29 protein-coding genes are annotated in these 25,644 nt (G+C 57.1%); 15 read left to right on the top strand and 14 right to left on the bottom strand.

Annotated elements, in window-relative coordinates; translation table 11 throughout:
- Positions 1-11: 11 nt before the first annotated feature.
- Positions 12-2,039 carry a M48 family metallopeptidase gene (locus KUV22_RS13665; protein ID WP_222232007.1) on the top strand — a complete coding sequence of 676 codons (2,028 nt, stop codon included), beginning with the start codon at positions 12-14 and terminating at the stop codon, positions 2,037-2,039.
- Positions 2,040-2,108: 69 nt separating this feature from the next.
- On the opposite strand, the gene KUV22_RS13670 is transcribed toward KUV22_RS13665, so the two are convergent.
- The 5 genes from KUV22_RS13670 to petA all read right to left on the bottom strand — a co-directional run bounded on the left by KUV22_RS13670 (position 2,109) and on the right by petA (position 6,896).
- Positions 2,109-2,726, bottom strand: a complete 618-nt coding sequence (locus KUV22_RS13670) for a Yip1 family protein (protein WP_222232009.1) — start codon at positions 2,724-2,726, stop codon at positions 2,109-2,111.
- Positions 2,727-2,927: 201 nt separating this feature from the next.
- Positions 2,928-3,320 carry a ClpXP protease specificity-enhancing factor gene (locus tag KUV22_RS13675; protein WP_222232012.1) on the bottom strand — a complete coding sequence of 131 codons (393 nt, stop codon included), beginning with the start codon at positions 3,318-3,320 and terminating at the stop codon, positions 2,928-2,930.
- Positions 3,321-3,343: 23 nt separating this feature from the next.
- Positions 3,344-3,973 carry a glutathione S-transferase N-terminal domain-containing protein gene (locus KUV22_RS13680; RefSeq protein WP_010132516.1) on the bottom strand — a complete coding sequence of 210 codons (630 nt, stop codon included), beginning with the start codon at positions 3,971-3,973 and terminating at the stop codon, positions 3,344-3,346.
- Between the two features lie 125 nt (positions 3,974-4,098).
- On the bottom strand, positions 4,099-6,300 hold the full coding sequence (locus KUV22_RS13685; protein WP_222232013.1) for a ubiquinol-cytochrome c reductase: 2,202 nt from the start codon (positions 6,298-6,300) through the stop codon (positions 4,099-4,101).
- The gene (petA, locus tag KUV22_RS13690; protein WP_077405950.1) at positions 6,297-6,896 is read right to left on the bottom strand and encodes a ubiquinol-cytochrome c reductase iron-sulfur subunit; all 600 of its coding nucleotides are present in this window, start codon (positions 6,894-6,896) and stop codon (positions 6,297-6,299) included. The genes KUV22_RS13685 and petA overlap by 4 nt, the downstream gene beginning before the upstream one ends.
- Positions 6,897-7,181: 285 nt before the next feature.
- Between petA and KUV22_RS13695 the strand changes: the two genes are divergently transcribed.
- On the top strand, positions 7,182-7,397 hold the full coding sequence (locus tag KUV22_RS13695) for a hypothetical protein (protein WP_222232016.1): 216 nt from the start codon (positions 7,182-7,184) through the stop codon (positions 7,395-7,397).
- Here the strand turns inward: KUV22_RS13695 and rpsI are convergent.
- From rpsI to zapE, 3 genes are all read right to left on the bottom strand, one after another.
- Complete coding sequence (gene rpsI / locus KUV22_RS13700) at positions 7,394-7,786, bottom strand: 30S ribosomal protein S9 (RefSeq protein WP_043317418.1); 393 nt, start codon at positions 7,784-7,786, stop codon at positions 7,394-7,396. The two genes, KUV22_RS13695 and rpsI, sit on opposite strands and share 4 nt — an antisense overlap.
- Before the next feature lie 14 nt (positions 7,787-7,800).
- Complete coding sequence (rplM, locus tag KUV22_RS13705; protein ID WP_222232018.1) at positions 7,801-8,229, bottom strand: 50S ribosomal protein L13; 429 nt, start codon at positions 8,227-8,229, stop codon at positions 7,801-7,803.
- Between the two features lie 180 nt (positions 8,230-8,409).
- Entirely contained in the window at positions 8,410-9,501 is a 1,092-nt protein-coding gene (gene zapE / locus KUV22_RS13710; RefSeq protein ID WP_222232020.1) for a cell division protein ZapE, read from the bottom strand.
- Positions 9,502-9,795: 294 nt separating this feature from the next.
- On the opposite strand from zapE, the gene KUV22_RS13715 reads away from it, so the two are divergent.
- A complete protein-coding gene (locus KUV22_RS13715; RefSeq protein WP_077405956.1) occupies positions 9,796-10,266 on the top strand; it encodes a YhcB family protein in 471 nt (156 codons plus the stop codon).
- A 117-nt stretch (positions 10,267-10,383) separates the two neighbouring features.
- Here KUV22_RS13715 and sat read toward each other — a convergent pair whose 3' ends face one another.
- Positions 10,384-11,574: a sulfate adenylyltransferase gene (sat, locus tag KUV22_RS13720; RefSeq protein WP_222232022.1), complete on the bottom strand. Its 1,191-nt coding sequence runs from the start codon at positions 11,572-11,574 to the stop codon at positions 10,384-10,386.
- 159 nt (positions 11,575-11,733) lie between these two features.
- On the opposite strand from sat, the gene KUV22_RS13725 reads away from it, so the two are divergent.
- The gene (locus KUV22_RS13725; protein ID WP_222232024.1) at positions 11,734-12,885 is read left to right on the top strand and encodes a S1C family serine protease; all 1,152 of its coding nucleotides are present in this window, start codon (positions 11,734-11,736) and stop codon (positions 12,883-12,885) included.
- A 28-nt stretch (positions 12,886-12,913) separates the two neighbouring features.
- A complete protein-coding gene (locus KUV22_RS13730; protein ID WP_261319551.1) occupies positions 12,914-13,399 on the top strand; it encodes a nuclear transport factor 2 family protein in 486 nt (161 codons plus the stop codon).
- Between the two features lie 10 nt (positions 13,400-13,409).
- On the opposite strand, the gene hisD is transcribed toward KUV22_RS13730, so the two are convergent.
- The 5 genes from hisD to KUV22_RS13755 form a co-directional block, all read right to left on the bottom strand.
- Positions 13,410-14,726, bottom strand: a complete 1,317-nt coding sequence (hisD, locus tag KUV22_RS13735; protein WP_222232028.1) for a histidinol dehydrogenase — start codon at positions 14,724-14,726, stop codon at positions 13,410-13,412.
- A 6-nt stretch (positions 14,727-14,732) separates the two neighbouring features.
- Entirely contained in the window at positions 14,733-15,371 is a 639-nt protein-coding gene (hisG, locus tag KUV22_RS13740) for an ATP phosphoribosyltransferase (protein WP_222232030.1), read from the bottom strand.
- A 163-nt stretch (positions 15,372-15,534) separates the two neighbouring features.
- Complete coding sequence (gene murA, locus KUV22_RS13745; protein WP_222232032.1) at positions 15,535-16,797, bottom strand: UDP-N-acetylglucosamine 1-carboxyvinyltransferase; 1,263 nt, start codon at positions 16,795-16,797, stop codon at positions 15,535-15,537.
- A 48-nt stretch (positions 16,798-16,845) separates the two neighbouring features.
- Positions 16,846-17,079: a BolA family protein gene (locus KUV22_RS13750; RefSeq protein ID WP_222232034.1), complete on the bottom strand. Its 234-nt coding sequence runs from the start codon at positions 17,077-17,079 to the stop codon at positions 16,846-16,848.
- 111 nt (positions 17,080-17,190) lie between these two features.
- The gene (locus KUV22_RS13755; RefSeq protein WP_224919147.1) at positions 17,191-17,883 is read right to left on the bottom strand and encodes an MlaC/ttg2D family ABC transporter substrate-binding protein; all 693 of its coding nucleotides are present in this window, start codon (positions 17,881-17,883) and stop codon (positions 17,191-17,193) included.
- Positions 17,884-18,184: 301 nt separating this feature from the next.
- On the opposite strand from KUV22_RS13755, the gene KUV22_RS13760 reads away from it, so the two are divergent.
- The 10 genes from KUV22_RS13760 (at position 18,185) to KUV22_RS13805 (ending at position 25,630) form a co-directional block, all read left to right on the top strand.
- Complete coding sequence (locus KUV22_RS13760; RefSeq protein ID WP_222232036.1) at positions 18,185-19,156, top strand: KpsF/GutQ family sugar-phosphate isomerase; 972 nt, start codon at positions 18,185-18,187, stop codon at positions 19,154-19,156.
- Between the two features lie 21 nt (positions 19,157-19,177).
- A complete protein-coding gene (locus tag KUV22_RS13765; protein WP_222232038.1) occupies positions 19,178-19,732 on the top strand; it encodes a KdsC family phosphatase in 555 nt (184 codons plus the stop codon).
- 19 nt (positions 19,733-19,751) lie between these two features.
- The gene (gene lptC, locus KUV22_RS13770; RefSeq protein WP_222232040.1) at positions 19,752-20,315 is read left to right on the top strand and encodes an LPS export ABC transporter periplasmic protein LptC; all 564 of its coding nucleotides are present in this window, start codon (positions 19,752-19,754) and stop codon (positions 20,313-20,315) included.
- On the top strand, positions 20,302-20,835 hold the full coding sequence (gene lptA / locus KUV22_RS13775) for a lipopolysaccharide transport periplasmic protein LptA (protein ID WP_222232042.1): 534 nt from the start codon (positions 20,302-20,304) through the stop codon (positions 20,833-20,835). Before lptC ends, lptA begins: the two co-directional genes overlap by 14 nt.
- A 76-nt stretch (positions 20,836-20,911) precedes the next feature.
- Positions 20,912-21,637 (top strand): LPS export ABC transporter ATP-binding protein, encoded by a 726-nt coding sequence (gene lptB / locus KUV22_RS13780; protein ID WP_222232045.1) that lies wholly within the window; start codon positions 20,912-20,914, stop codon positions 21,635-21,637.
- A 229-nt stretch (positions 21,638-21,866) separates the two neighbouring features.
- Positions 21,867-23,330, top strand: a complete 1,464-nt coding sequence (locus KUV22_RS13785) for an RNA polymerase factor sigma-54 (protein WP_222232047.1) — start codon at positions 21,867-21,869, stop codon at positions 23,328-23,330.
- Positions 23,331-23,519: 189 nt separating this feature from the next.
- Complete coding sequence (gene hpf, locus KUV22_RS13790; RefSeq protein WP_077405989.1) at positions 23,520-23,813, top strand: ribosome hibernation-promoting factor, HPF/YfiA family; 294 nt, start codon at positions 23,520-23,522, stop codon at positions 23,811-23,813.
- A 62-nt stretch (positions 23,814-23,875) separates the two neighbouring features.
- Positions 23,876-24,337, top strand: a complete 462-nt coding sequence (gene ptsN, locus KUV22_RS13795; protein ID WP_029249935.1) for a PTS IIA-like nitrogen regulatory protein PtsN — start codon at positions 23,876-23,878, stop codon at positions 24,335-24,337.
- A 100-nt stretch (positions 24,338-24,437) separates the two neighbouring features.
- Complete coding sequence (gene rapZ / locus KUV22_RS13800; protein ID WP_222232049.1) at positions 24,438-25,307, top strand: RNase adapter RapZ; 870 nt, start codon at positions 24,438-24,440, stop codon at positions 25,305-25,307.
- 53 nt (positions 25,308-25,360) lie between these two features.
- Positions 25,361-25,630, top strand: coding sequence for an HPr family phosphocarrier protein (locus KUV22_RS13805; protein WP_222232051.1), 270 nt, complete (start codon positions 25,361-25,363; stop codon positions 25,628-25,630).
- The last annotated feature ends 14 nt before the right edge of the window (positions 25,631-25,644 follow it).

Consider the following 25,644-nt stretch of genomic DNA (forward strand, 5'->3'; position numbering starts at 1 on the left):
GCTAACCACCGATGAATTTTTTTGAATATCAGGACAAGGCCCGGCGCAACAGCGGCGTGCTTATTACGCTGTTTTCCGCCGCGGTTATCGGGCTGGTGGCGATTACCACAGTGTTCGTCGCCTTTCTTGCAAGCTACTCGGATCTGCGCGATCCGGCGGTAGACACATCACTTGTCGGGATCATCAGCCATCTGGGCTGGGAGACCGTCGCCGGGATCGCAATTACGATCACAGCCATCGTCGGCTTGGCGAGCCTGTTTCGACTGCGCCAGCTGGCTGGCGGTGGGCGCGCAGTTGCCGAATCCCTGGGCGGGCGAAAAATAAACACCTCCCCCGATGGTCTCGCGGAACAACGCGCTCTGAATGTGGTTGAGGAGATGGCGCTGGCCTCCGGTACTCCGGTACCCGACGTCTACATCCTTGAAGACGGAGCCATCAACGCCTTCGCCGCCGGTTACTCCCCAAACGATGCAGTGATTGGCCTGACCCGCGGCTGCATCGAACAGCTCGACCGGGACGAATTACAGGGTGTTGTAGCTCACGAATTCAGCCACATTTTTAACGGCGATATGCGCCTCAACATCCGGATTGTTGGGCTCCTTCACGGCATTCTTGTTATCGGCCTGGTGGGTAGCTGGCTACTGCGCGGTAGTTACTGGGGCGGTCGCAGCAGCCGTGGCCGCATGCCGGTGTTTGCTGCCGGTATGGGGCTCGTCGCCATTGGCTACACCGGTACTTTTTTTGGCAACCTGATCAAGTCCGCAGTGAGCCGTCAGCGCGAATATCTAGCGGATGCGTCAGCCGTGCAATTTACGCGTAACAAACAGGGCATTGCCGGCGCGCTGAAAAAAATTGCTCAGCATGTGCCTGGCTCAAACCTGCAAGCCACCAACGCCAGTGAATTCAGCCACATGTACTTCGCCAGCGGACTGAAGGCGAGTTTTGCCGGTCTATTCGCAACGCACCCCCCCCTGGATGCGCGTATAACCCGTCTCGATCCACAGTGGCAGACAGGCGCATACACCGGTGAAAGCAGTATCGCGGCCATGGCAGACTCGGACCCGGCGGCGGTCTCGCATATGCACAGCCCGCACAACGCGACTAGTGGGGAGAAGCCGGCTAGCGCTGCGGCCGACACCGCAAGTAATCCTTATCAGGCTACGCTTGCGGACATCGTTGAGGTGGTCGATAACAATATCGCCAACCCCTCTCACCAGCAGTGTGCGCAAGGCAAGGTACTACTTGCGGAAATACCCTCGCTGCTGAAGGCGGCGGCGCATGATCCCTTTGCAGCACGCGCACTCGTCTACGGCCTACTGATTGCCGACGAGAAAGCGTCAGTACATCGCGCAGCCCAGCTGGATTTACTTGCCAAGATCGCTCACCCAGCCGTGCTGCGGGAATTTGAAAAGCTGGCACCGGAACTGGCACAGATCGGGACGCATCTTCGTCTCCCCCTATTGGACCTGTGTATTCCAGCCCTGAAGTCGCTGGCGCCGCAACAATTTCAGATATTCAAACGCAATGTCATCAAGTTGCTGCGCGCCGATGGCAAAATAGAAATCTGGGAGTGGGCGCTTTATCGAGTACTGATACACGGCCTGGAACATAACCCAGATCGACATCGCAAACTTGGTGCAACGAAAAAAAGCACAAAAGTCCTTGCCGATGCACACCAGTTCCTGCTCGCGACCATGGCACATGCAGACTGTTCGGATTACCTTGCTGCGAAGCGGGCATTTGAAGCAGGTGTACATCTTTTGGGGATGGGCGCGGTAGCACTTCCCGCACGTGGAGATATGACACTGCAGAGGTTGGATAAGGCGGTTGCAATCGCGCGAGATACCCCCGCGCTGCAAAAACCGGCACTGCTTAAGGCTTTGGCGACAACCATGAGTCACGATGGAATCGTCGACGGCCGTGAAGTGGAGCTACTGCGTGCCATCGCAGACTGCCTGGACTGCCCTATGCCCCCACTCACGTTAACCGCGGCTGCGCAGGCAACCAGACCTTCACAGGCCCCGGCAGAAACCGCGTAAACGGCAAAACCGGCGTAAACCTGAACAGGCCACGCCCGCTTACGAGTGACCCTCAAGTCAGCTTGAGGGTCACTCGTTTTGGTATACAGGGCCTATTCCCATGCTCCAAAGAATGACAGTTCCAATCCGCACCGTTACCAGCAGCACCAAGCCCACCGTAATCACCGACGATGCGTAAACAAACGCACGCTCCTTATCGATGTTCATCAAAATCGGAATGCCCTCATAAATGAGGTAAACCGAATACGCGGTAGCAATCAGTGTGACGGCCGCATTCAACCAAAGGTTCGGATAGAGCCCAATAAAACCAACCAGGAAGATGGGCGTTGTCACAAACACGGCCAGCGCAGTGCCTTCGTAATGGCGCGTCTCTTCGTCACCCTCAACCTTGAAGCTCTTCGCCATCCAATTGATAAACTCACCGAAGATATACACGCCGAATAACAGAGAAAAATACGTAATGATGGCGAGGCTAAGCGCGCTACCGGGCGTTAGCTTTTGCACGTTGTCACCGACAGCAAACCCGACCTGGGTGACTCCTATGTAGGCCGAAACGACAGGTATCAGCGCGAGAATCGGGACGTGGCTCAAAAACACCTGTACGAACGAGTGTTTATCGGATCGGATTGCCTGCCACTCTTTATCCGGGTTGGTGAATATTCCAATGGTATGGCTCAGTAGTCTCACTTGGGCTCCTCCTGTACACGGCTTGATAGCAGTATCGGAAGGTGCCAGCAAATTCACCAATGAATAACAGGATTACGGCGTCAATTTTTACGCCAAAAGAATTTAAGCGAGAGTTACACAGGGTATCGACAGGAGAAAGGCAGCGCTTGAGTTATATTCAGCGCCAGCAGGTGCCCCACTGATCGGGGCACCCATGGAAAATCACTTCACTACGCGTAGTGCAGGCTTTTTAGACGGCTTTTTCAGGGTCGTTGGCGGTGTCGGCTCTGGCGGTTCCGGTGTTTCTTCCGGCTCAAATACCATGCCCTGACCATTCTCACGGGCATAGATCCCCACCACCGCACCAACCGGTACCTGGATATCGGTCGGAACGCCACCGAAGCGAGCGTTAAAGCGGATAGCGTAGTTGTCCATGGTGAGACCAACAACCGCCGTTTCCGATACGTTCAGCACGATCTGACCATCTTCATTGACGTGCTGCTGGGGAACCAGCACACCATCCAGGTGTGTATCCACCAACAGATAGGGCGTGCACTTGTTGTCGGTTATCCACTCGTAAAACGCCCGTAACAGGTACGGGCGATTGGACGTCATCGGCGGCTTATTCAATCAGCACCTCAGGCGCGCATTTCGCGCTCAAACTCGGTCAGGCTCTGCTGGAAGGCTTCACGGGCGAACAGGCGATCCATGTAGTCCAGCAGTGGCTTGGCCTGCTTGGTCTTCGGCAGCGCAACTTCAAGCTGATCAAGACGCCACAGCAGTGGTGCCATACAGCAATCTACCAGAGAGAACTCCTCATTAAAGAAGTACGGCAGATCGGTGAACATCGGTGCGATACCCACCAGACTATCGCGCAGATCTTTACGCGCCGCAGCAACATCCTTACCACCGGCCAGGATCTTGTCCACCAGCGGGCACCAGTCGCGCTCGATGCGATGCATGATCTGACGGCTCTGCGCACGGGCTACCGGATATACCGGCAACAGCGGCGGATGCGGAAAGCGCTCGTCCAGGTATTCCATCATGACCTTGGTCTCGAACAGCACCAGATCACGATCAACCAGAGTCGGCAGAGAGTTGTAGGGGTTGAGGTCGGCAAGCTCTGCTGGCTTGTCATCGGGGTCAACGTCAATGATTTCGACAGAAACGCCTTTTTCCGCCAGCACAATGCGTACGCGGTGGCTGAAGTGACAACGACCGTCGGAAAAGAAGGTCATGGAGGAGCGCTTGTTGGTCGGCACACCCATTATGGAACTACCTCAATCTACTGACCGGAGCTAGTCCGGCCAAAACATTCAAAAATAGAAAACGGGTGGTGAGCTAGTGCCGACAAAGCGGCGGCCCACCACCCGAAAAATTCTCAGGCTTAACCTTAGTGGTGTACGTCTTTCCAGTACTCGCGGTTAAGCAGCCAAGCGAAGATGAAGAACACCAGAATAAACGCCAGCACATAGAAACCAATGCGCTTGCGGGTTTCTGCCATCGGCTCGGCGATATACTCCATGAAGTTCACCAGGTCGTAGACCGCCTGATCGTACTGCACCTCATCCATAGTGCCCTTCACGTCGCCAACCCGCAGGCTGCCGCAATCGGCATCCATGATCGGGTTACCCATTTCGTCACGCACCACTTTGCCGTGATCGCGCTTCGGACCCGGGGCGCATTCCGGCAGGCCCTGCAGCTCCATCAGCACGTGCGGCATACCAACGTTAGGGAAAACCTTGTTGTTCACACCCAGCGGACGGCTGTCATCTTTATAGAAGCTGCGCAGGTAAGTGTATAGCCATTCTGGCGAACGGGCGCGCGCCACCAGGGTCAGATCCGGCGGAGTGGCGCCAAACCAGACTTTGGAATCGTCCGGCTTCATGGAGATCTCCATCAGATCACCAATTTTGGCGTCACCCAGTACCAGGTACTCGAGCATCAGTTCGTTTGGGATATCCAGATCCGTGGCCACACGCTCCCAGCGGGAAAAGTTGGCACTGTGACAGCCCATGCAGTAGTTCACGAAGTACTTGGCGCCGCGCTGCAAGGAAGGCTTGTCGGTCAGGTCGGTCTTGATGTAGTCCAGCTCGATGTCACTGGAAGCACCAACCGCCTTGATCGGGATAAAGGTCAGCAGCAGCACAGCAATGATACCGGCGAACAGAGTAATGAACGTCTTGGCACCAGACGGGCTGGTAACACGCTCAGGCTCCGGATGTACCACATCGCGATCGGTCAGCCACGGCAGGATGCCGAAGAACACCGCAAACACCAGGGACAGCAGACCTACAAACAGGCTCGCACCCCAGTTGGCCACCGCCATCCACAGGAACATAAAGCCGAATGCGCCGCTCACAATCCAGGACAGCATGCCCTTACGGCTGGTCGGGTTGGTCCAGATCGGCATGGTCACAAAGAAGGCGAAGTAGAACAGGGTCGCTACCTGTGCCAGGAAATTACGTCCGGGGGTCGGGGACTTCACACCCAGGTAACCCAGGATGATGAAGATCGCCGCGAATACCAGCAACAGAACCTTCGGCAACCAGCCTTTATAGCGGATGGAACGTACCGGGCTCTTGTCCAGCCAAGGCAGCACGAACAGGATTGCAATAGCTGCACCCATAGCTACCAGGCCGAGGAACTTCGCAGTCAGCGGGCCAATATCGATGGTCACCGCACGCAGCACTGCGTAGAACGGCGTGAAGTACCAAACCGGCGCGATGTGCTCAGGCGTCTTCAGCGGGTTCGCCTCTTCGAAGTTGGCGTACTCGAGGAAGAAACCACCCATTTCCGGGAAGAAGAACACCACTACACAGAAGGCAAACAGGAATACCGCGATACCAACCAGGTCGTGCACGGTGTAGTACGGGTGGAAGGCAACGCCGTCCAGCGGCACGCCATTCGCGTCCTTGTTCTTCTTGATATCGATGCCGTCGGGGTTGTTGGAGCCCACTTCGTGCAGCGCAAGGATATGCAACACAACCAGCAGTACCAGAACCAGCGGCAGCGCAATCACGTGCAGGGAGAAGAAGCGCGTCAGGGTAATACCGGAGATCAGGTAGTCACCGCGAATCCACTGCACCAGGTCTTCACCAATGCCCGGGATAGCACCGAACAGGGATACGATTACCTGTGCACCCCAGTAGGACATCTGGCCCCAGGGCAGTACGTAGCCCATGAAGGCCTCGGCCATCAGCACCAGATAGATGCACATACCGAAAATCCACACCAGCTCACGCGGTGGCTTGTACGAACCGTACATGAGCCCGCGGAACATGTGCAGGTAGACCACTACGAAAAAGGCGGAAGCGCCCGTGGAGTGCAGGTAGCGAATGATCCACCCCATCTCTACATCGCGCATGATGTATTCAACGGAGGCGAAGGCGCCCTCTGCGGTGGGCGTGTAGCTCATCACCAACCAGATACCGGTCAGCAGCTGGTTCACCAGAACCAGCATGGAGAGCACACCAAAGAAGTACCACAGGTTAAAATTCTTAGGCGCGTAGTATTTACCCATATGGGTATCCCACGCGCGGTAGATCGGCAGTCGCTGGTCGACCCAATCGCCAAGTGCGGTTAGCCAGTTCATGCAGCGCCCTCCTGATCTACACCAATTACGATTACATCATCCCCGTCATAGGAATAGGGAGGTACTTCCATATTCAGCGGAGCCGGAACACCGGTATATACGCGGCCAGCCAGGTCATACTTGGAGCCGTGACAGGCACAGAAGAAACCACCCTGCCACTGGTCACCGCCCAGATCGGCAGTGCCCACTTCCGGGCGATACATGGGCGCGCAGCCCAGGTGGGTACAGAGACCAACAAGCACCAGAGTCTGCGGCTTGATTGCACGATTTTCCGGGTCAACATACGCCGGCTGGGTGGATTCCTGAGACTCAGGATCACGCAGGAACGGATCAACCTTGGTCAGGTTGTCCAGGACTTCCTGGGTACGACGCACCACGTAAACGGGCTTACCGCGCCATTCAACGGTGACCATCTGGCCCGGCTCCAGCTTGGCAATGTTGTACTTAACTGGTGCGCCGGCGGCCTTAGCCTTGGCACTCGGATTCCAGGAGGCGACAAAAGGTACAGCAACCCCCACTGCCCCGGCACCACCCACAACGGAGGTAGCGGCAGTCAGGAATCGACGACGCCCCACATTTACACCGTCATCACTCATGACGTAGATCTCCCATCACAGCGCCCCGTAACCTGCCATATGCAAGCTCGAGACTGACTGGCCCAAACCCAAAATTCCGGAAAATAACTGTCAAGAATCTAAAAGCCATATCACGCAGGTAAATCAGGGAATCCCACGCGTTGGCAATGACGATACAGCTCCAATGGCCGAAAACCAGAGAGAACAGAGCGCCCGTGTAACGGCAAATAGCGTACCGTCACATAATCAGAGACTTAAAACAGAAACTCCCCTACAACTGGCCCGCCTGCTCAGCCATAGGACAATATGGCCAAACCCCAAGTGCAAGCGGATAGAAATTCGCGCAATGTTAAAGAAAATGCCAATTTGATACAAGGTGAATCCCGAGGCGAACGTCGGCAATCACGCAGCAAACTGGCGACTTTTTGCACAGCAAGGCAGCACACCCAAGCACAAACACAAAAACGCGAACAAAAAAAAGCCCGGCATTTGCCGGGCCTGAAAAAAGAAATTCTCGCTTAACGCTTGGAGAATTGCGGCTTCTTACGCGCCTTGCGCAGACCGACTTTCTTACGCTCAACTGCACGAGCGTCGCGAGTAACGTAGCCAGCTGCACGCAGCGGCTGACGCAGAGACTCGTCATACTGCATCAGAGCGCGAGTCAGGCCGTGACGGATAGCACCCGCCTGACCAAAGGAACCGCCGCCCTTCACAGTAACGTTGATGTCGAATTTTTCGACCATGTCGACCATTTCCAGCGGCTGACGCACGATCATGCGCGCCACTTCGCGGCCGAAGTATTCGTCCAGGGAACGACCGTTAACGCTGATTTTACCTTCACCCTGCGCGATAAATACGCGAGCGGTGGAGGTCTTGCGGCGGCCGGTACCGTAGTATTGAGTAGTTGCCATGAGAATGATTCCGTTTAGATCGACAGTTCAATCGGCTGCTGGGCCGCATGAGGATGTTCGCTACCCTTGTACACCTTCAATTTCTTGAACATGGCGCGACCCAGAGGGCCTCTAGGGAGCATGCCTTTCACAGCACTTTGGATAGTGCGCTCAGGCGCCTTGTCGATCAACTTCTCAAAGCTGATGGATTTAAGACCACCAGGGTAGCCGGAGTGGCTGTGGTAGATCTTGTCTTTGGCCTTATTGCCGGTCACGCGGACCTTTTCGGCGTTGATTACTACGATGTAGTCACCGGTGTCCACGTGGGGCGTGTATTCAGGCTTGTGCTTGCCGCGCAGGCGGTGGGCGATCTCGGCGGAAATACGGCCGAGAGTCTTGTCCGCAGCGTCAACAATGTACCAGTCGCGAGTGACCGCTTCCGGCTTGGCACTGTAAGTCTTCATGTTATAAAACACCTGTATATGGCTCCCGAAATGGGGGCCGTCCCACGAAAAGAGCGCGAATACTACATAAGCGCCATGGGGTTTTCAAGCACAAAATTGAGCAACTTGTGAACAGCCCGTTCACGCGCTGCGCGCCCACTCAACACCCGTTAGCGCGACTGGATATAAAGGAACAGCGCGCTATTCCGCGCGGTGCGGCTGCGCCAGGTATTCGCGGGACTGCATCTCCTGCAAGCGACTTACCGTGCGCTCAAACTCGAAGCGCAGCTGACGCCCGCCATAAAGACGCTCAATCGGCTCCGCCGCCGACACCACGAGGTTGACGCCACGGTCATAAAATTCATCGATCAGATTGATAAAGCGCCGCGCCTGACTCTCGGTACGCTCGTTGAACTGCGGGATATTCGCCAACAGTACCGTATGAAACTCACGAGCCAGCTCGATATAGTCATTCTGGGAGCGCGGCCCGTCGCACAACTCGGCAAATTCAAACCACGCCACATCATCGGCGATACGTACAGCGACGATGGGGCGGCCCTCGATATCCAGCGTGACCTGCTCACGCACCTCAGCCCCCTCCACCATCAGACTACTAAAGGAGCGCGCCAGACTGGCATCCGCATCCTCATCCAACGGGCTGTGATACAGCTCAGCCATTTCCAGGGCACGCAGGCGGTAGTCCACCCCATTGTCCACATTGACCACTTTGGTGTGGGTCAGCAGCAGATCAATCGCGGGCAGGAAGCGCGCACGCTGTAAGCCATCGCGATATAAGCCCTCCGGCACGATGTTTGAGGTGGCAACCAGGGTAACCCCCCGCTGGAACAGCGACTGCAGTAGATTGGCCAGAATCATTGCATCGGTGATGTCCGAGACAAAAAACTCGTCAAAGCACAGCACGCGCGCGCGCTCGGCTATGCGATCTGCCACCTTCTCCAGCGGGTTTTTCTGCCCCGCCAGGGTCTTCAACTGACGGTGCACCTCGCGCATAAAACGATGGAAGTGCGTGCGCTGCTTGCGCTCAAAAGGCAGCGACTCATAAAAAGCATCCATAAGGTAGGTTTTGCCGCGCCCGACACCGCCCCAGAAATACAGCCCCTTCTCTGGCACTTTCGGCCCACCCCAAAGACGGCGCACCCGCGCGATCAACCCACCCTCTCGCTCGCCCGCAAGCAACCGCTCATACAAATCCTGCAACTCCGCCACTGCCGCACGCTGGGCAGGGTCCTCCATAAAATCGGGGCGTTGCAGGTCGCGCTGGTAGCGCTCCATTGGAGATAAGCGCCGAGAGGACGCTATTTGGGCAGGCTGATGCTGTTCCGTGACCATCTAAGAGAAACCGTTCATATATATCAAGGCGACACTGCCGAGGAGAAGCCACCGGGCACCTATCTTTGGCGCCACAGGCTCAAGCGGAAGGGCCGACTACAGGTCGACTGGCGCGCACTTTACCAAATCCCCCACAAATTGGCACAAACACCGCCACAGCGCAGTGGACGGAATTGCGTATAATAAGATCGCCGCCACGGAATGGCCGGTGCCATTTTTCTAAGAGGAGGAAGTATCGTGCACTCAACTTCGGTTTTAATTCTGGTGGGCGTGATCGGCCTGACCCTAGGCGCATTGCTGGCGTTTCTAGCCACGCGCGGGCGCCAGAGCATTGACCGCACCCAGGAACTGGAATTGCGCCTGAAAGAAGCCAACACCAAACTGGAAGACTTTCAGCTTCAGGTAAATGAACACTTTGATCAGACGGCGCAACTGGTCCACAACCTCACCGAAAGCTACCGAGACGTTCACGAATATCTGGCCAACAGCGCAATGCGTCTGTCCAGCCAGGACATCGGCCGACAGATGCTCGAAGCAGGCAGCGGCCAACTGAGCGACCGCAACGAAGAGCTGAATGTGCTGCCCCCACGCGACTGGGCACCCAAAGAGCCTGGCGCCAAAGGCACACTATCGGAAGAGTTTGGCCTGGAGAAGGAAGCTTCCGCCCCGACCCCGACACCCGCGCCGGAAGGGGTTACACACCGCTAAGCGCACGCAGTGTAAATGCACTGCCACAAGACACAAAAAAGGCGGGTTACAACCCGCCTTTTTTGTGTCGCTCGAGTACTGCATGTATCACTCGAGCAACCTCAATAAACCTGCGAATTACAGGTTTTGATAGTAATCCATCAGAATCTGCGCAACTTCCGGACGGGAGAACTCCGGGGGCGGTGCAACACCGTTACCCAGCATCTCACGGACCTTGGTGCCTGACAGCAGAATGAAGTCTTCCTTGGAGTGATCCGGAACGTCACGCATCATCACGACACGATTCAGCTTCTTCGAGTAAGCGGTGTGGTCTGCACGGAAGATTTCAATCTCCAGCGCGCCTTCGGGCACCTTGTCATCGAAGATGGTCTGCGCATCGAACGCGCCGTAGTAATCACCAACACCGGCGTGGTCACGACCAACGATCAAATGGCTACAACCACAGTTCTGACGGAACACCGCGTGCAGAACCGCTTCGCGCGGGCCCGCATACAGCATGTCGAATCCATACCCGGTCACCATCACGGTGTTTTTGGGGAAGTAGTCTTCCACCATTTTACGGATAGCTGCATCGCGCACGTGGGCAGGAATATCACCCGGCTTCAGCTTGCCCAGCAGCATGTGGATAAGTACACCATCCGCATCGACCGCATCCAGAGCCATTTTGCACAGCTCTTCGTGAGCACGGTGCATCGGGTTACGGGTCTGGAAAGCAACAACCTTGCTCCAGCCGTGCTCGACAAATTCATTGCGAATTTCCACCGCGGTACGGAAGGTATCCGGGAAGTCCGCCTGGAAGTAGCTGAAATTCAGCACTTCAATTGAACCGGAAATCAGCTGACGGCCCGCACCCTTAAAGGTAGCAACACCGGGGTGGGCGCCATCCAGAGTACCGAATACGTGCTCGGCAATGGTATCTACCTGCTCGTCGGTCACCGTTTCGATGGCTTCAACGTCCATCACCGCCAGTACTGGATTGCCTTCCACGTTGGGGTCGCGCAGGGCAATGCGTTTGGCGCCGGCAATCGCGGAAGTGTCTTCCACCATGTTCACTACAGGTACCGGCCAGAACAGGCCGTCAACGGTGCGCAGGGTTTCCGCAACGCTCAGGGTATCCGCCAGGTTCATGTAGCCGTGCAGCGGGTTGAAATAACCGGCACCCAACATCACGGCGTTCGCCGCCGCAGCGGAACTTACAACGATGGAAGGCAGGGACTCCGCTTCATGCGCGAGCTGGTGATGGCGCTCGGCATCGTAGACAAAGCGCGGCTGCAGCTCGACACTGCCGTGTGGACGAACCAGGGACATAGAAACTCCTGAGAATGAGGAACCAGACGAAATTTTTGAGCGGCACATTATACGGATTAACGCCACCACACCAAGAGCAGAGACGGTCGGACGTTAGAACTTCTGATGAGGACACCAGAACCGAAAGACGTATAATGACCTCAAACCAAGGAGCCTTCGGTGTCATTACAACGATTTGTGCAAGATTGGGCCATCCCCGCCGCGATTGGCCTGGCGGTGGCTGCCGCACTGTTACTGGTGTTTCCCCACTTGCGCGGAACTACCACACCCCCTACTCCGGGCGCCGCCACCTCAGGCCCAGTATCCTATGCCAGCGCGGTCAATCTGGCAGGCCCCGCGGTAGTCAACGTGTTTAGCCGGATACCCCTGCGCAATCACCCGATGGCTAACCATCCCCTGTTCCCCTACTACCTGAACAAAATGACTCCGCTGCAGCGAGAGCGCCTGCAACAAAATCTCGGCTCCGGTGTTATTGTGAGCGAAAACGGATATTTGCTGACCAACCTCCACGTCATCTCCGGGGCCGAGCAGGTCTCGGTGGTATTGGCAGACGGCCGCGAGGGGCAAGTCAGATTAGTAGGTGCCTCCGCAGAATTTGATCTTGCAGTGCTCAAGCTAGACCTCCCCAATCTGACCGCGATCGAGATGGGTGACCCGGACCGGGCGCAGGTTGGTGATGTGGTGCTCGCCATCGGCAATCCATGGGGAGTTGGACAAACGGTTACCCAGGGCATCATCAGCGCTACCGAGCGCGATCTGGGCAATACCGGTATCGGTGGCTACCTGCAGAACTTCCTGCAAACTGACGCGGCGATAAATCCCGGCAACTCTGGCGGCGCGCTGGTCGATGCGCGCGGCAAGCTGCTCGGCATTAATACACGAGTCCTCGACCAAACCGCCTCCACCAGCGGAATCAGCTTCGCGATCCCATCGAACATTGCCCTGAAAGTGATGCAGGACATCATCGAGTTTGGACGTGTGGTACCTGGCTGGCTCGGAATCGAAGCGCAAAACCTGACACCACTGCTGGCACGTTCGTTTAACCTGACTTCCACCAACGGAGTCATTGTTACCGCAATCTACAATCAGGGCCCGGCCCAAGAGGCAGGACTGCGGCCCGGTGACGTCATCACACACATCAACGCGACACCGATTAACGACGGCAAGCACGGCAACGCTGCAATGGCAACGCTGCGCCCCGGGGAGGTTGTGACCATCACCTACATCCGCGAAGGCGAAGTTCTTGCCACCCGCGCTACGGTCTCAGAAAAACCTGGCGGTAATGCACTCCCGGCGCCGGAAGAAAACTAAGCAAAAAGCGGTTAAGAGGAGAAGAGATTTGGCACTGGTAAACAACGGAATAAAAGCGCTATCACTCGTAATCCTGTGTGCAAGTAACGCATTCGCCAGCGAGCAAAAAGACCTGAACACCCTGCTCGACCAATTCCTCGCAGGCGCATCCAATGACATCGAGGTACATAAGCGCTTCTGGGCAGACGACCTGATCTACACCAGCTCGAGTGGGCAGCGCTTCGGCAAGCAAAAAATTATTCAGGGGATGCAGGAAGCGGAAAACGAGACCGAGAAAGCGACCGCAAGTGTAGATTACCGGGCCGAAGATACCGACATTCGACTCTTCGGAGATACCGCGGTGATAGCCTTCCGGCTCGTGGCTGAACCGGGTTCCGTTGACGCCGGCGGCAAGCAAACCGAGAAAACCGAGTTCTTCAACACCGGCACTTTCGTGAAACGGGATGGCAAATGGCAGGCAGTGGCCTGGCAGGCAACGAAAATCCCACCGGCCACACCATCTTCAGGCGACTAAATCGCCGCAATTATTCCGAAGTTTCCCGCACCCGATATTCCGCGGAGCGGGCATGGGCATCCAGCCCCTCTCCTTTCGCCAACGTCGCGGCAACCCGACCCAGGGTATCCGCGCCTTGCGGCGAACAGAAGATAATCGAGCTGCGCTTCTGAAAATCGTAAACCCCCAAGGGAGAAGAGAAGCGCGCAGTTCCACTGGTGGGCAATACGTGATTGGGCCCGGCACAGTAGTCACCGAGCGCTTCTGCGGTGTAACGACCAAGGAAAATAGCACCGGCGTGGCGGATTTTCGGCAGATATTGCTCCGGCTCACCCACTGACACTTCGAGGTGCTCCGGTGCAATCCGGTTGGAAACTTCGATCGCCTGCTCGATATCCCGCACCAAAATCAATGCACCGCGATCCGCCAGCGAGCGGCTCGCAATTTCTTCTCGCGGCAAATCTGCCAGCAGTTTTTGCAGCGATTTTTCAACGGCATTTAGGAAGTCGGCATCCGGGCTCAGCAGTATCGACTGGGCCTGCTCGTCGTGCTCAGCCTGCGACAACAGGTCCATGGCAATCCAGTCCGGATCGGTCTCACCATCGCAGATCACCAGGATCTCCGAAGGCCCCGCGATCATATCGATGGCCACCTGACCAAACACTGCGCGCTTGGCCGAAGCGACAAAAATATTGCCCGGGCCCACGATTTTATCGACCCTGGCCACCGTCTCAGTGCCATAGGCCAGTGCGGCAACCGCCTGGGCACCGCCAATGGTAAACACCTTATCGACACCGGCTATAGCTGCGGCAGCCAGCACCAGATCACTGAGTTGGTTATCCGGGGCTGGCACCACCATCAATATTTCATCAACACCGGCAACCCGCGCGGGGATCGCATTCATCAATACCGACGAAGGGTAGCTCGCCTTGCCTCCGGGTACGTAGATCCCCACCCGCTCCATAGCGGTAATCTGCTGGCCAAGTACCGTGCCATCGGCTTCCTGATATTGCCAAGACGCTTGCAGCTGGTGTTCGTGATAGGCCCGCACGCGCTCTGCGGCAGCCTCAAGCGCGGCGCGCTTATCAGCAGGGATGCGCGCCAACGCTGCGTTCAAATCTTCACGCTGCAAACAAAAGTCTTGTGCCTGCTGCAACTCTCGGCGATCAAAACGGTTGGTGTATTCAATCACCGCGGCATCTCCGCGGGACTTCACCTCGCGCAGAATATCCGCCACTGTCGACTCAACCCGCGTATCGGCTACCGACTCCCATGCCAGTAACGCGTCGAGCTCACTGGAAAAATCGGCAGAACCAGCATCCAGCCGGCGTATGGAAAAATCACTCATGGAGGACTACTCCCCACCCCGTGCGCGTACCGCTTCGGCCAGCTGCTCAATCAGCGCATTAATCGGGCCATATTTCATTTTCATGGAGGCCTTGTTCACGATCAGGCGACTGCTGATGTCTGCGATTTCATCGCGCGCTTCCAGGCCATTTGCCTTCAGCGTGTTACCGGTATCGACGATATCCACAATTTCGTCGGCGAGATCCATCAGCGGCGCCAACTCCATCGCGCCGTACAGCTTGATGATATCGGCCTGGCGCCCTTGTGCGGCGTAATACCGCTTTGCAGACTGCACGAACTTGGTAGCAACCTTGATACGCCCACTGGGCAACGGAGCACCTTTGATCCCAGCCGTCATCAATCGGCAGCGCGCGATATTGAGATCAAGCGGCTCGTAGATGTTGCTGTCGTCATGTTCCAGCAGGTTATCTTTACCGGCCACGCCCATATCGGCGGCACCATGCTGCACATAGGTAGGCACGTCGGAACCACGAAGGATCAACAGACGGACATTTTCCTGATTGGTTGGGAAAATCAGCTTGCGGCTCTTGGCAATATCTTCCGCTGGCTCCAAACCTGCGGCGGCGAGCAGCGGCAGGGTTTCCTTGAGAATACGCCCCTTGGTCAGGGCAATAGTGATCTGCATAGCAATTATGATTGTTTGTAAGCCCGAGGTATCCAGGCCAATGTGCGTGGGCTTCGCCCCCAAAATCCCCCGGGAGCTTATCGACTCTTGTTTGGCCGCGCCAATACAAATCTAGAATAGCGCTAGAAGGAATCGGGCTCGCGCCCGACTCGCCAGCAGAGGATTAGCCGGGTACGCGGCGAATATTCGCACCCAATAGCTGCAACTTCTCCTCAATGCACTCGTAGCCACGGTCGATATGGTAAATACGATCCACGGTGGTAGTACCTTCGGCCACCATGCCCGCGATAACCAGGCTTGCGGATGCGCGCAGGTCAGAGGCCATCACCGGTGCCCCAGTGAGTTTTTCCACACCGGTGACAATCGCAGTGTTGCCTTCCAGAATGATGTTCGCACCCATACGATTGAGTTCATGCACCTGGATCAGGCGATTCTCAAAAATCGTCTCCACCACGGTGCCCTTACCCTCCGCAACCGCGTTCATCGCAGTGAACTGAGACTGCATATCGGTGGGAAACGCGGGATACGGTGCAGTGCGGAAGCTCACCGCCTTGGGGCGATTACCCTTCATATCCAGCTCAATCCAATCATCACCAATGCTGAGGTGCGCCCCCGCTTCCTCGAACTTGACCAGCACCGCATCCAGAATATCCGCGCGCGTGTGCGTGAGGCGCACCTTACCGCGGGCCGCAGCAGCCGCTGCCAGGAAGGTGCCGGTTTCGATACGGTCCGGCATTACCGAGAAGGAGCAAGGGTTCAGTCGCGCCACGCCATGCACGCGAATGGTATCGGTACCGGCGCCTTCGATCTGCGCCCCCATCGCCATCAGGAACTCAGCCAGATCGACAATTTCAGGCTCGCGTGCTGCGTTGTGCAGTACGGTGGTACCTTCGGCCAACACAGCCGCCATCAGCAGGTTCTCGGTACCGCCAACGGTCACCTTTTCCATCACAATATTGGCGCCTTTGAGACTGCCATTACTGCGTGCGCGAATAAAACCTTCGTCAATGGTAATTTCTGCACCCATGGCCTCAAGGCCTTTCAGGTGAATATCCACAGGCCGGCTACCAATGGCACAACCGCCGGGGAAAGAAACATTGGCCACACCGTGACGGGCCAACAGAGGGCCGAGCACCAGGATGGACGCGCGCATGGTTTTCACCAGCTCATAGGGCGCGGTGAGCTCGTTCACCGAGCGCGGATCAATCTCCACACCCAGCTTCTCGTCGATGGTGATTTCGGTCCCCATGCACCGCAACAGGGTGATCATGGTGGTGATATCGTTGAGGTGCGGCAAATTATGAATTTGCACGGGACCATCGGCTAACAGGGCCGCCGCAAGAATCGGCAGAGCGGAATTCTTGGCTCCGGAGATCTTGAGGGTTCCGGAGATGGGGCTGCCCCCTTCGATAATCAGTTTATCCATGCGTTCTGGTTTCCCATTGCGATGCGAAAAATACCTGCATCACAAAAATTACAGTCCAGCCTCTTCGGGCGTAAGGGTTTTCATTTGCACCGCGTGCAGGGTGCCATCGGCAATCTTGTCAGACAGCGCCGCGTAAACCAGCTGCTGCTTTTTTAAACGGCTGAGGCCGTCAAATGCACTGCTGACCACGGTGAGCTGCAGGTGGCTACCTTCAAAGGCCACCTCTACATTACTGCCGGGAATGTGCCCTTCGATCAGGGACTTGATTTGATCTGGCTGCATAGGAGGGAATTACTATCGGATATCAAAGAGCGCGCAAGTGTACTGGAATAGCGCCCGGTGCGCAGCCGCGTTACCGCCACTGCACACCGCTGTATGAATTTGGTTCAGGGATCAGGGGTTGCCTGCAACCTTGTCCGCCGCAGACCAACCGGCAATCACCTTGTCGATATTGCCGTTGTTCGCCTGCATGGCCTGGGCAAACTGCCCACGGAAGGTTTTGCCCAGGTTTACGCCATTCAAAATTACATTGATCAGCTTCCACTGGCCGCTGCGATTGCGCACCAGGGTGTACGAAACCTTGGTCAAACCTTCATTACTGCGCACTTCCTGTAGCACATTGACGCGGTTACCGCTGGGGGCGGTGCCCGGATTGACCACCTTTACGTCCAGGTCACCAAAGGTGGCAACGCCACGAGCGAAGGTTGCAACCAGGTCCCGACGGAAGGTGCTGGCGAACTTGGCACGCTGGGCGGGCGTCGCCTTTTTCGCATAGCTACCCATCACCCCGCGAGCGATGAAATCGAAGTCCACCACCGGCGCGAGCACCCGATCAACGGCGGCGTAGTAACGCTGAGGGTTGGAGCTGAGATGCTGCCCCTCTGCACGGATGGTATTCAAAAGCTGCCCGGAAACACCTTCTATCAGGCTATACGGGTTTTGAGCGGCCGCAGCGAAGGGCGCCACCAGGCACAATAGCGCGGCAGACATCCACAGGCTCGATTTGCGCACGACGCGCGCTACAACAGAGCCGGAACGTTTTCCGGTGCTATCGGTAGAAATAAAGGTAGAAGTGAGTGCACTCACAGATCATCTCCCATTGGCAATTCGTCCCTTGGATGCCCATAACGCCAAAAAGTGTCATGGGACGCCGAAAAATCACGCTGACTGACGCAAAAAGGCGGAATATGTATTCGCCCCAGCTCTACAGCTGACAATAGCGGCGGCAAACTATACCATGGCGGCCCCGCGGACAAGCGGCACTGGGTCACTTTGCCTTGAGGCGCCGCTTTTTGAGCCAATATTGATAGGTTAGCACTTCTGCCAACCGAGCAGATGGCTTCCGCAAAGCTACGCTAGAGACTGCCCCGAGACAGTGAGACAAACGATGGGTAAAGACCTGATTCTCCAGGCGGGACGCCGCACCATTACTATGGAGACCGCCGCTGTGGCGGCACTGGAAGCGCGCGTTGATGACAGCTTTCACCGCGCCTGCGAGCTTATGTTGGCCTGTAGCGGCCGAGTTATCGTGTCCGGCATGGGCAAATCCGGCCATATTGGTCGAAAAATCGCCGCCACCCTGGCGAGCACCGGTACGCCCAGCTTTTTTGTGCACCCTGGAGAAGCCAGCCACGGCGACCTGGGTATGATCACCCGCCACGACGTGGTGATCGCCATATCCAATTCTGGCTCGTCAGCAGAAGTACTCACCCTGCTCCCGCTCTTGAAGCGACTGGGCATTCCGCTGATCAGCATGACCGGCAAAGCAGACTCCCCACTGGCACAGTCCGCAGACGTCAATCTCGACATTGCCGTTGAGACGGAAGCCTGCCCGCTGAATTTGGCGCCAACGTCTTCCACCACCGTCACCCTGGTGATGGGTGACGCACTGGCGGTGGCATTGCTGGAGGCCCGCGGCTTTACCGCGGAGGATTTCGCCTTCTCCCACCCCGGCGGCGCGCTCGGCCGACAATTGCTACTCAAAGTCGCCGATGTCATGCACGCCGGCGAAGAGCTTCCCCAGGTATCCCCGGATACCCCACTGTCCAAAGCGCTCCTGGAAATGACCAGCAAGGGCTTTGGTATGACCACGGTTGTGGATAGTAACGGGCAGTTACTCGGGGTATTCACCGACGGTGACCTGCGTCGGGTCATCGACCAGAAGCTGGAGCTGGATACCGCCACCATGGAACAGGTGATGAGCCGCCGCCCGAAGACGGTGAGCGCACACACGCTCGCCGCCGAAGCCCTGCGCATTATGGAAGACAACAAAATCACCGCGCTGGTGGTGGAAGATCCAGAACACCACCCGATCGGCCTGCTGCACATGCATGATGTTTTGCGCGCCGGCGTTATCTGACCGTATTGAAGGACGATACTTTTGACCCAACCCACTTCCACCGCCAGCCACCAACAGATTCACGAAAAGCTGAGCAAGGTGCGCCACCTGATCCTGGACGTCGACGGCGTGCTCACCGACGGGCGCCTGTATTTCGACAACCAGGGCAACGAACAGAAGACCTTCCACACCCTAGACGGGCACGGCATCAAAATGCTGCAGAAATCGGGTGTAGCAGTGGCGATCATCACTGGTCGCCGCAGCTCCCTGGTGGAGAAGCGGGCACATGACCTGGGCATCACCCGCCTGATCCAGGGCCGCGAGGACAAGTACACTGCATTCCTCGAGCTGTTCGCCAATGAGCCCTACGATCTGGATAATATCGCCTACGTTGGCGACGATTACCCAGACCTGCAATTGATGACCCGAGTAGGCTGCCCGATTGCGGTCCCGGATGCTGCGCACCCGGTGCTGGAGCGCGCGCTGTTTGTCACCGAGCGCCGCGGTGGCATGGGGGCAGTGAGAGAGGTGTGTGACCGAATTATGCATGCGCAGGGAACCTTTGAGGCCGCCCTCGCTCCTTATTTAGCAGATTGAAGAAGGAAGAAACAAAGGAATGCGCACCTGGCTCCCCCTGGTGATCGTGGTGGTTCTCATCTCCGCTGGACTCTGGTTTACCGAGAGTCCCCCGGAGCAGTTACTGGGCAAACGCCCCACGCAACAGGAACATAATCGCGCCGCGGATCTGATCATTCGCGATGCGCGTACACGCCACTACAACATCGATGGCAATCTCGCCTATGAAGTGGACGCCGAGCGTATTACCTTCTTTCGCTTTGCCCGCCGCGACCGCGCGGACCTCACCGAACCGCGCATGATGTTTTATCAGGGTGAAGACACAAAATGGCGCACCGAGTCCCGCAAGGGAATCGCCTTTAACAACGGCCAGAGAGTTGTATTGCAGGGAGACGTTTCCGTCGCCGAGCTGCCGCAACCGGGAATCACCCTGCGCACCCCAAAAATCGTTCTTAAGCCCCGAGAGGAATTCGCCGAAACCGACAAAGTTGTTACCATTACCGATGGTGCCAACGTCACGACCGGCAAAGGCCTGAGGGCAGACCTCAAACAAGACAAGGTAGAAATACTCTCCAATGTGGAAAGTCGCTATGAAACTCGCTAATTCCCGCGGGCAAATCGCCGCACTCGCGCTCGCCGCAGCCTGTGTACTGGCGGCTCCCCAGGCACTTGCACTGCCCGACGATCGACAGCAGCCGGTCAAAGTCTCCGCCGACAACCTCGAGGCCAACCGCAGTAAAAACCTGTCGATCTACAGTGGCAACGTGGTGATCAGCCAGGGCTCGCTGCAGATTCGCGCAGACCGAGTAGAAGTGCACGGCAACAGCAAGGGCGAAATCAACAAGGTGGTCGCCACCGGCAAGCCTGCGCACTTCCAGCAGCAAGTAGAAGAAAGCACCAACCCGGTGAAGGCCCGTGCCAAGCGAATTGAATTCCTGGTGGCAAGCGATGCCCTGCAGCTGACCGGTGAAGCTTTTGTGGATCGCGATGGCAATACCCTGTCTGCCGAGCGTATCGACTACGACCTCAACAGCGAGCAGATGCAGGCCCAGGGCCAGTCAGAAAAGAAACGGGTCGAGATGATCTGGAAGCCGGAAGCCAAGCCGGCGCAGGACGGGCAGTAACCCCGCCTCTTGTACCAACAAGATCAAACCCAACAAACTCAAGCAGCGCGCTGCGCGCTGACAGCGGAATCAAGCAATGCCAACGCTCCAGGCGCTACACCTCGCCAAGCAATACAAAAAGCGCAAAGTTGTTCAGGACGTGTCCGTGAGCGTATCCAGCGGGCAGGTTGTAGGCCTGCTCGGCCCCAACGGCGCCGGCAAAACCACCTGCTTCTACATGATTGCGGGCCTGGTACAGGCCGATGCCGGCCAGGTAATGATCGATGATGAGGACATTACCGGCCTCTCCATGCACGGTCGCGCCCGCAAGGGTATTGGCTACCTGCCGCAGGAAGCCTCGGTATTCCGTCGCCTGTCGGTACAGGACAACATCATGGCGATCCTGGAGACCCGCAAAGACCTCGACCGCGCACAGCGCAAAGAGCAACTCGAGTCCTTGCTGGAAGAGTTCCACATCACACATATTCGCGAGAGCCTTGGCATGGCACTGTCCGGCGGTGAGCGCCGCCGGGTGGAAATCGCGCGCGCGCTGGCCACCAACCCCGCGTTCGTACTGCTGGACGAGCCCTTTGCCGGCGTTGACCCCATCTCCGTAGCCGATATTCAGCAGATCATTCGTCACCTGCGGGATCGCGACATTGGCGTCCTGATCACCGACCACAATGTGCGCGAGACCCTCGATATCTGTGAAATCGCCTATATCGTCAGCGAAGGCCACATCATCGCCTCGGGCAACCCCAGAGACGTCGCCGAAAACAAACGAGTGAAAGATGTGTATCTGGGCCACCAGTTCACAATTTGAGCCTTTTTCGGAAAAGCTTTCCGAAAATAATCAAAAATAGAGATTTTGGTCACGGGTATACACGCTAAACCGGAAGACGTGACTTTTTCGGCATAGTTATTGCTTAACTTGCCCCTTGTCTTCCTACCCGCCCCGGGGTAGTCTGCAGGAAATGAGCCTTATCCCGCCGCCAAAGGAATAAAATTCTTTGCGACGGGTCATCGCCAGATTTTTCTGCCGGCAACCCTCTATGAAGCAGTCACTCCAGTTAAAACTCGGCACTCAGCTGACAATGACCCCTCAGCTGCAGCAGGCTATTCGCTTGCTGCAACTGTCGACGCTGGATCTGCAACAGGAAATTCAATCCGCACTGGACAGCAATCCGCTGCTCGAGTCGGATTTTGACGAGCACGCCGGCGAGTCCCACCAGGACCAGAACACCCCAGCCCAGCAAGCCGAAGAGCGTACCGAGAGCACACCAGAGCCCCAGGCAGAATCCACCGCCGAGGGGGACTGGAACAGCGACATCCCCGATGATTTGCCGGTAGATACCCGCTGGGATGATATCTACTCCGGTGGCACCAGCAGCGGCTCGGCGGAAACGGAAGAGTACACGCTGGAGCAGCGCAACGCGGTCTCCGAAAGCTTGCAGGATCACCTGTTATGGCAGCTGAACCTCACCCCACTCACCGACCCAGACAAGCAGATCGGTGAAGCACTCATTGACGCTATCGCCCCGAACGGTTTTCTCGACACGAGCGTGGAAGAACTGGCTGAATCCTTGGAAGTGGATGCCGATGAGGTAACCGCGGTCCTAAAGACGATTCAGCAGCTCGAACCCGTTGGTTGTGGCGCCCGCGACCTGCGCGAAAGCCTGATTCTGCAGTTGCGCCAGCTGCCCGAGGAGACGCCCTGGCTGGCGCAGGCTCTGACCGTGGTCGGTCAGCACCTCGACCTGCTGGGCAAACGCGATTTTCGCCAGCTAAGTCGGCGCACCCGACTCAATGAGACACAGCTCGGCGAGGTCATGCGCCTGATTCAGACGCTCACCCCCTACCCCGGTGAAGCCTTTGGCGGCGAGGAGCCACAATATGTGGTCCCGGACGTCATCGTCACCCGCAAGCAGGATCGCTGGGTAGTGGAGTTAAACCCGGAAACCACCCCCAAGCTGCGTATCAACGACACCTACGCCGCACTAATCAAGCGGGCGGATAACTCCAGCGAAAACAACTACCTGCGGGACAACCTGCAAGAGGCTCGCTGGTTCCTGAAGAGCCTGCAGAGCCGCCACGAGACACTGCTCAAGGTGGCCAGTAGCATCGTGGAAAAACAGCAGGGCTTCTTCGAGCAGGGCCCCGAAGCCATGAAACCCATGGTGCTGGCGAATATTGCCGAAACCATCGGCATGCACGAGTCCACCATCTCGCGGGTAACCACCCAGAAGTACATGCTCACCCCTCGCGGCGTGTTCGAGCTCAAGTACTTCTTCTCCAGCCACGTGAGTACTGACTCCGGTGAGGACGCCTCCTCCACCGCCATTCGCGCGCTGATTCGCAAGCTGATTGATGGTGAGCAGCCACGCAAACCACTATCCGACAACAAAATCACCCAGGAACTGGACGCCCAGGGCATCAAAGTCGCAAGACGCACTGTGGCCAAGTACCGGGAATCCATGGGCATCCCCTCTTCCAGCGAGCGCAAGCGACTGGTCTAACCAAACCGGTCATTTTCTTGCGAGAATTCGCCTCCCAAAGTGACTACTTCGAGCTCCGAAAGCAGTATTCCGCACAACCAATAGCCCTGCGCCGAGTGTATCCTTCCATTCTGACGCACTTCCTAGTAGGGTTGCCGCCCTGTGCGGGGGTGCGACAGGATTCGTGTTGTTCCCAATAAGGAGAAATCCATGCAGATCAATATCAGTGGTCACCATGTAGAAGTTACTCCGGCCATTCGCGATTACTGCCTGACCAAACTGGACAAGCTCTCCCGCCACAACGACCTCGTCAACAATGCACAGGTCACTCTGTCTGTCGACAAACTCACTCAGAAAGCCGAGGCCCTAGTGCACGTAAACGGCAACAAGGATATTTTTGCCGACTCGGAATCTGACGATATGTACGCAGCGATCGATTCGCTCACGGACAAGCTCGACCGTCAGCTGCTGAAACACAAAGAGAAGTTACGCAGTCACCGCTAGTCTCAGTACCCAAAGTACCCAAGGGCAACGGCTGACCTGCACCGCTAGATCATCTGTACGTTATGACATTGGAAGCATTACTCTCTCCCCGCCTGAGCCTTTGCCACCTGGCGGGGAGTAGCAAGAAGAAGCTGTTGCTCAATATCGCCCAGGCGATCTCTGAACAGTTCCCCGAGCTCGATGCCGACACGGTATTCAGCCAGCTGGTCGCCCGTGAACGGCTGGGCTCCACCGGTATCGGTGAAGGGGTCGCTATCCCCCACTGCCGCCTGCCCGGCTGCGAAAAGCCGATTGGCGTGCTGTGCACCACCTCACCTGCGGTAGACTTCGATGCCATCGACCGCCAGCCCGTGGACCTGCTGTTTGCGCTGCTGGTCCCCGAAGACTCAGAGCAGGAACACCTCGACACCCTGGCGGAGATTGCCGCCCTGTTCAGCGACAGCCGAGTGCGGGAAAAACTGCGCGACGCCACCACCAGCGACGAACTCTACGCGCTGGCCATTAACAGCGCTGCAGCGGCATAAATTTCCACCCCGCTACCCGGGGTGACTGCTTTATACTGGCACGGTTCGCCACCACCACACCAAAACCGGTGCCAGCCAACCAGCAAGGAGCGCCACAGCAATGCGATTGGTCATTATCAGCGGCCGTTCGGGTTCAGGAAAAAGTTCTGCCCTACAGCTGTTGGAAGACGTTGGTTTCAACTGTATCGACAACCTTCCCACCAGCCTGGTGCCGGACCTGCTGCGCCGCGTTAGCCAGCAGCCGCCGGAGGAAAACACCCAGCTGGCACTGGGAATTGATGCGCGCACCCTGTGGCAAGATGTGGCTCAAGCCCCCAAGATCATTGATGACCTGCGCGCAAATGGCGTGGACTGCGACGTGGTTTATCTGGACGCACGCTCGCCGATACTGGTACAGCGCTTTAGCGAGACTCGCCGCAAGCATCCATTGAGCGACAGCCATACCCATCTGCTGGAAGCACTCAATCGCGAGAAAGAGATCCTGTCGCCACTTGCGTCCATGGCCGATCTGGTGATCGATACCAGTAATCTCAGCCTGCACCAGCTAAGAGACCAGATTAAGACCCGCGTGGTGGGCAAGGACTCACCGGGCATGGCGGTACTGTTCCAGTCCTTCGGTTTCAAGCACGGGGTACCCGTGGATGCGGACCTGGTGTTTGACCTGCGCTGCCTGCCCAACCCCTACTGGGTACCCGAGTTGCGCGAGAAGACCGGCAAGGACCCGGAGGTCGCCGAGTTTCTGTGCTCACATCAGGAAACTGAGGATATGCAGCGGGATATCACCGCGTATCTGGAGCGCTGGCTGCCCTCCTACCAGCAGAGCAACCGCAGCTATACCTCGGTCTCGATTGGTTGCACCGGCGGCCGACACCGCTCCGTGTATATGGTGGAAGCTCTCGCCAAGCATTTCGCCGAGACCTTTGAAAACATCCAGGTACGCCACCGGGAACAAGAAAAAAAGCGGGGCTGACGCCCGCAGGGAATGCCTCACTACCCGCACCGACAACCAGAAGAACAGCGCCCATGCAAAAAAGCCGGATCACCATCATCAACAAGCTCGGACTGCACGCTCGTGCCGCCAGCAAGTTTGCCCAAACCAGCGCCCGTTTTTCATCCGAGGTGAAGGTGCACTGTCAGGGCAAGGCGGTGGATGGCAAGAGTGTGATGGCGCTAATGTTGCTGGCCGCCGGCAAGGGCATCGAACTGGAACTGGAAGTCATCGGCCGCGACGAAGACGCCGCGCACGAAGCCATTTGCGCACTGATCAACGACCGCTTCGGTGAGGGTGAGTAAGCGTACGGCCTAAT

Source organism: Microbulbifer agarilyticus (genome assembly GCF_019800665.1).
In the GTDB taxonomy this organism is placed as follows: domain Bacteria; phylum Pseudomonadota; class Gammaproteobacteria; order Pseudomonadales; family Cellvibrionaceae; genus Microbulbifer; species Microbulbifer agarilyticus_C.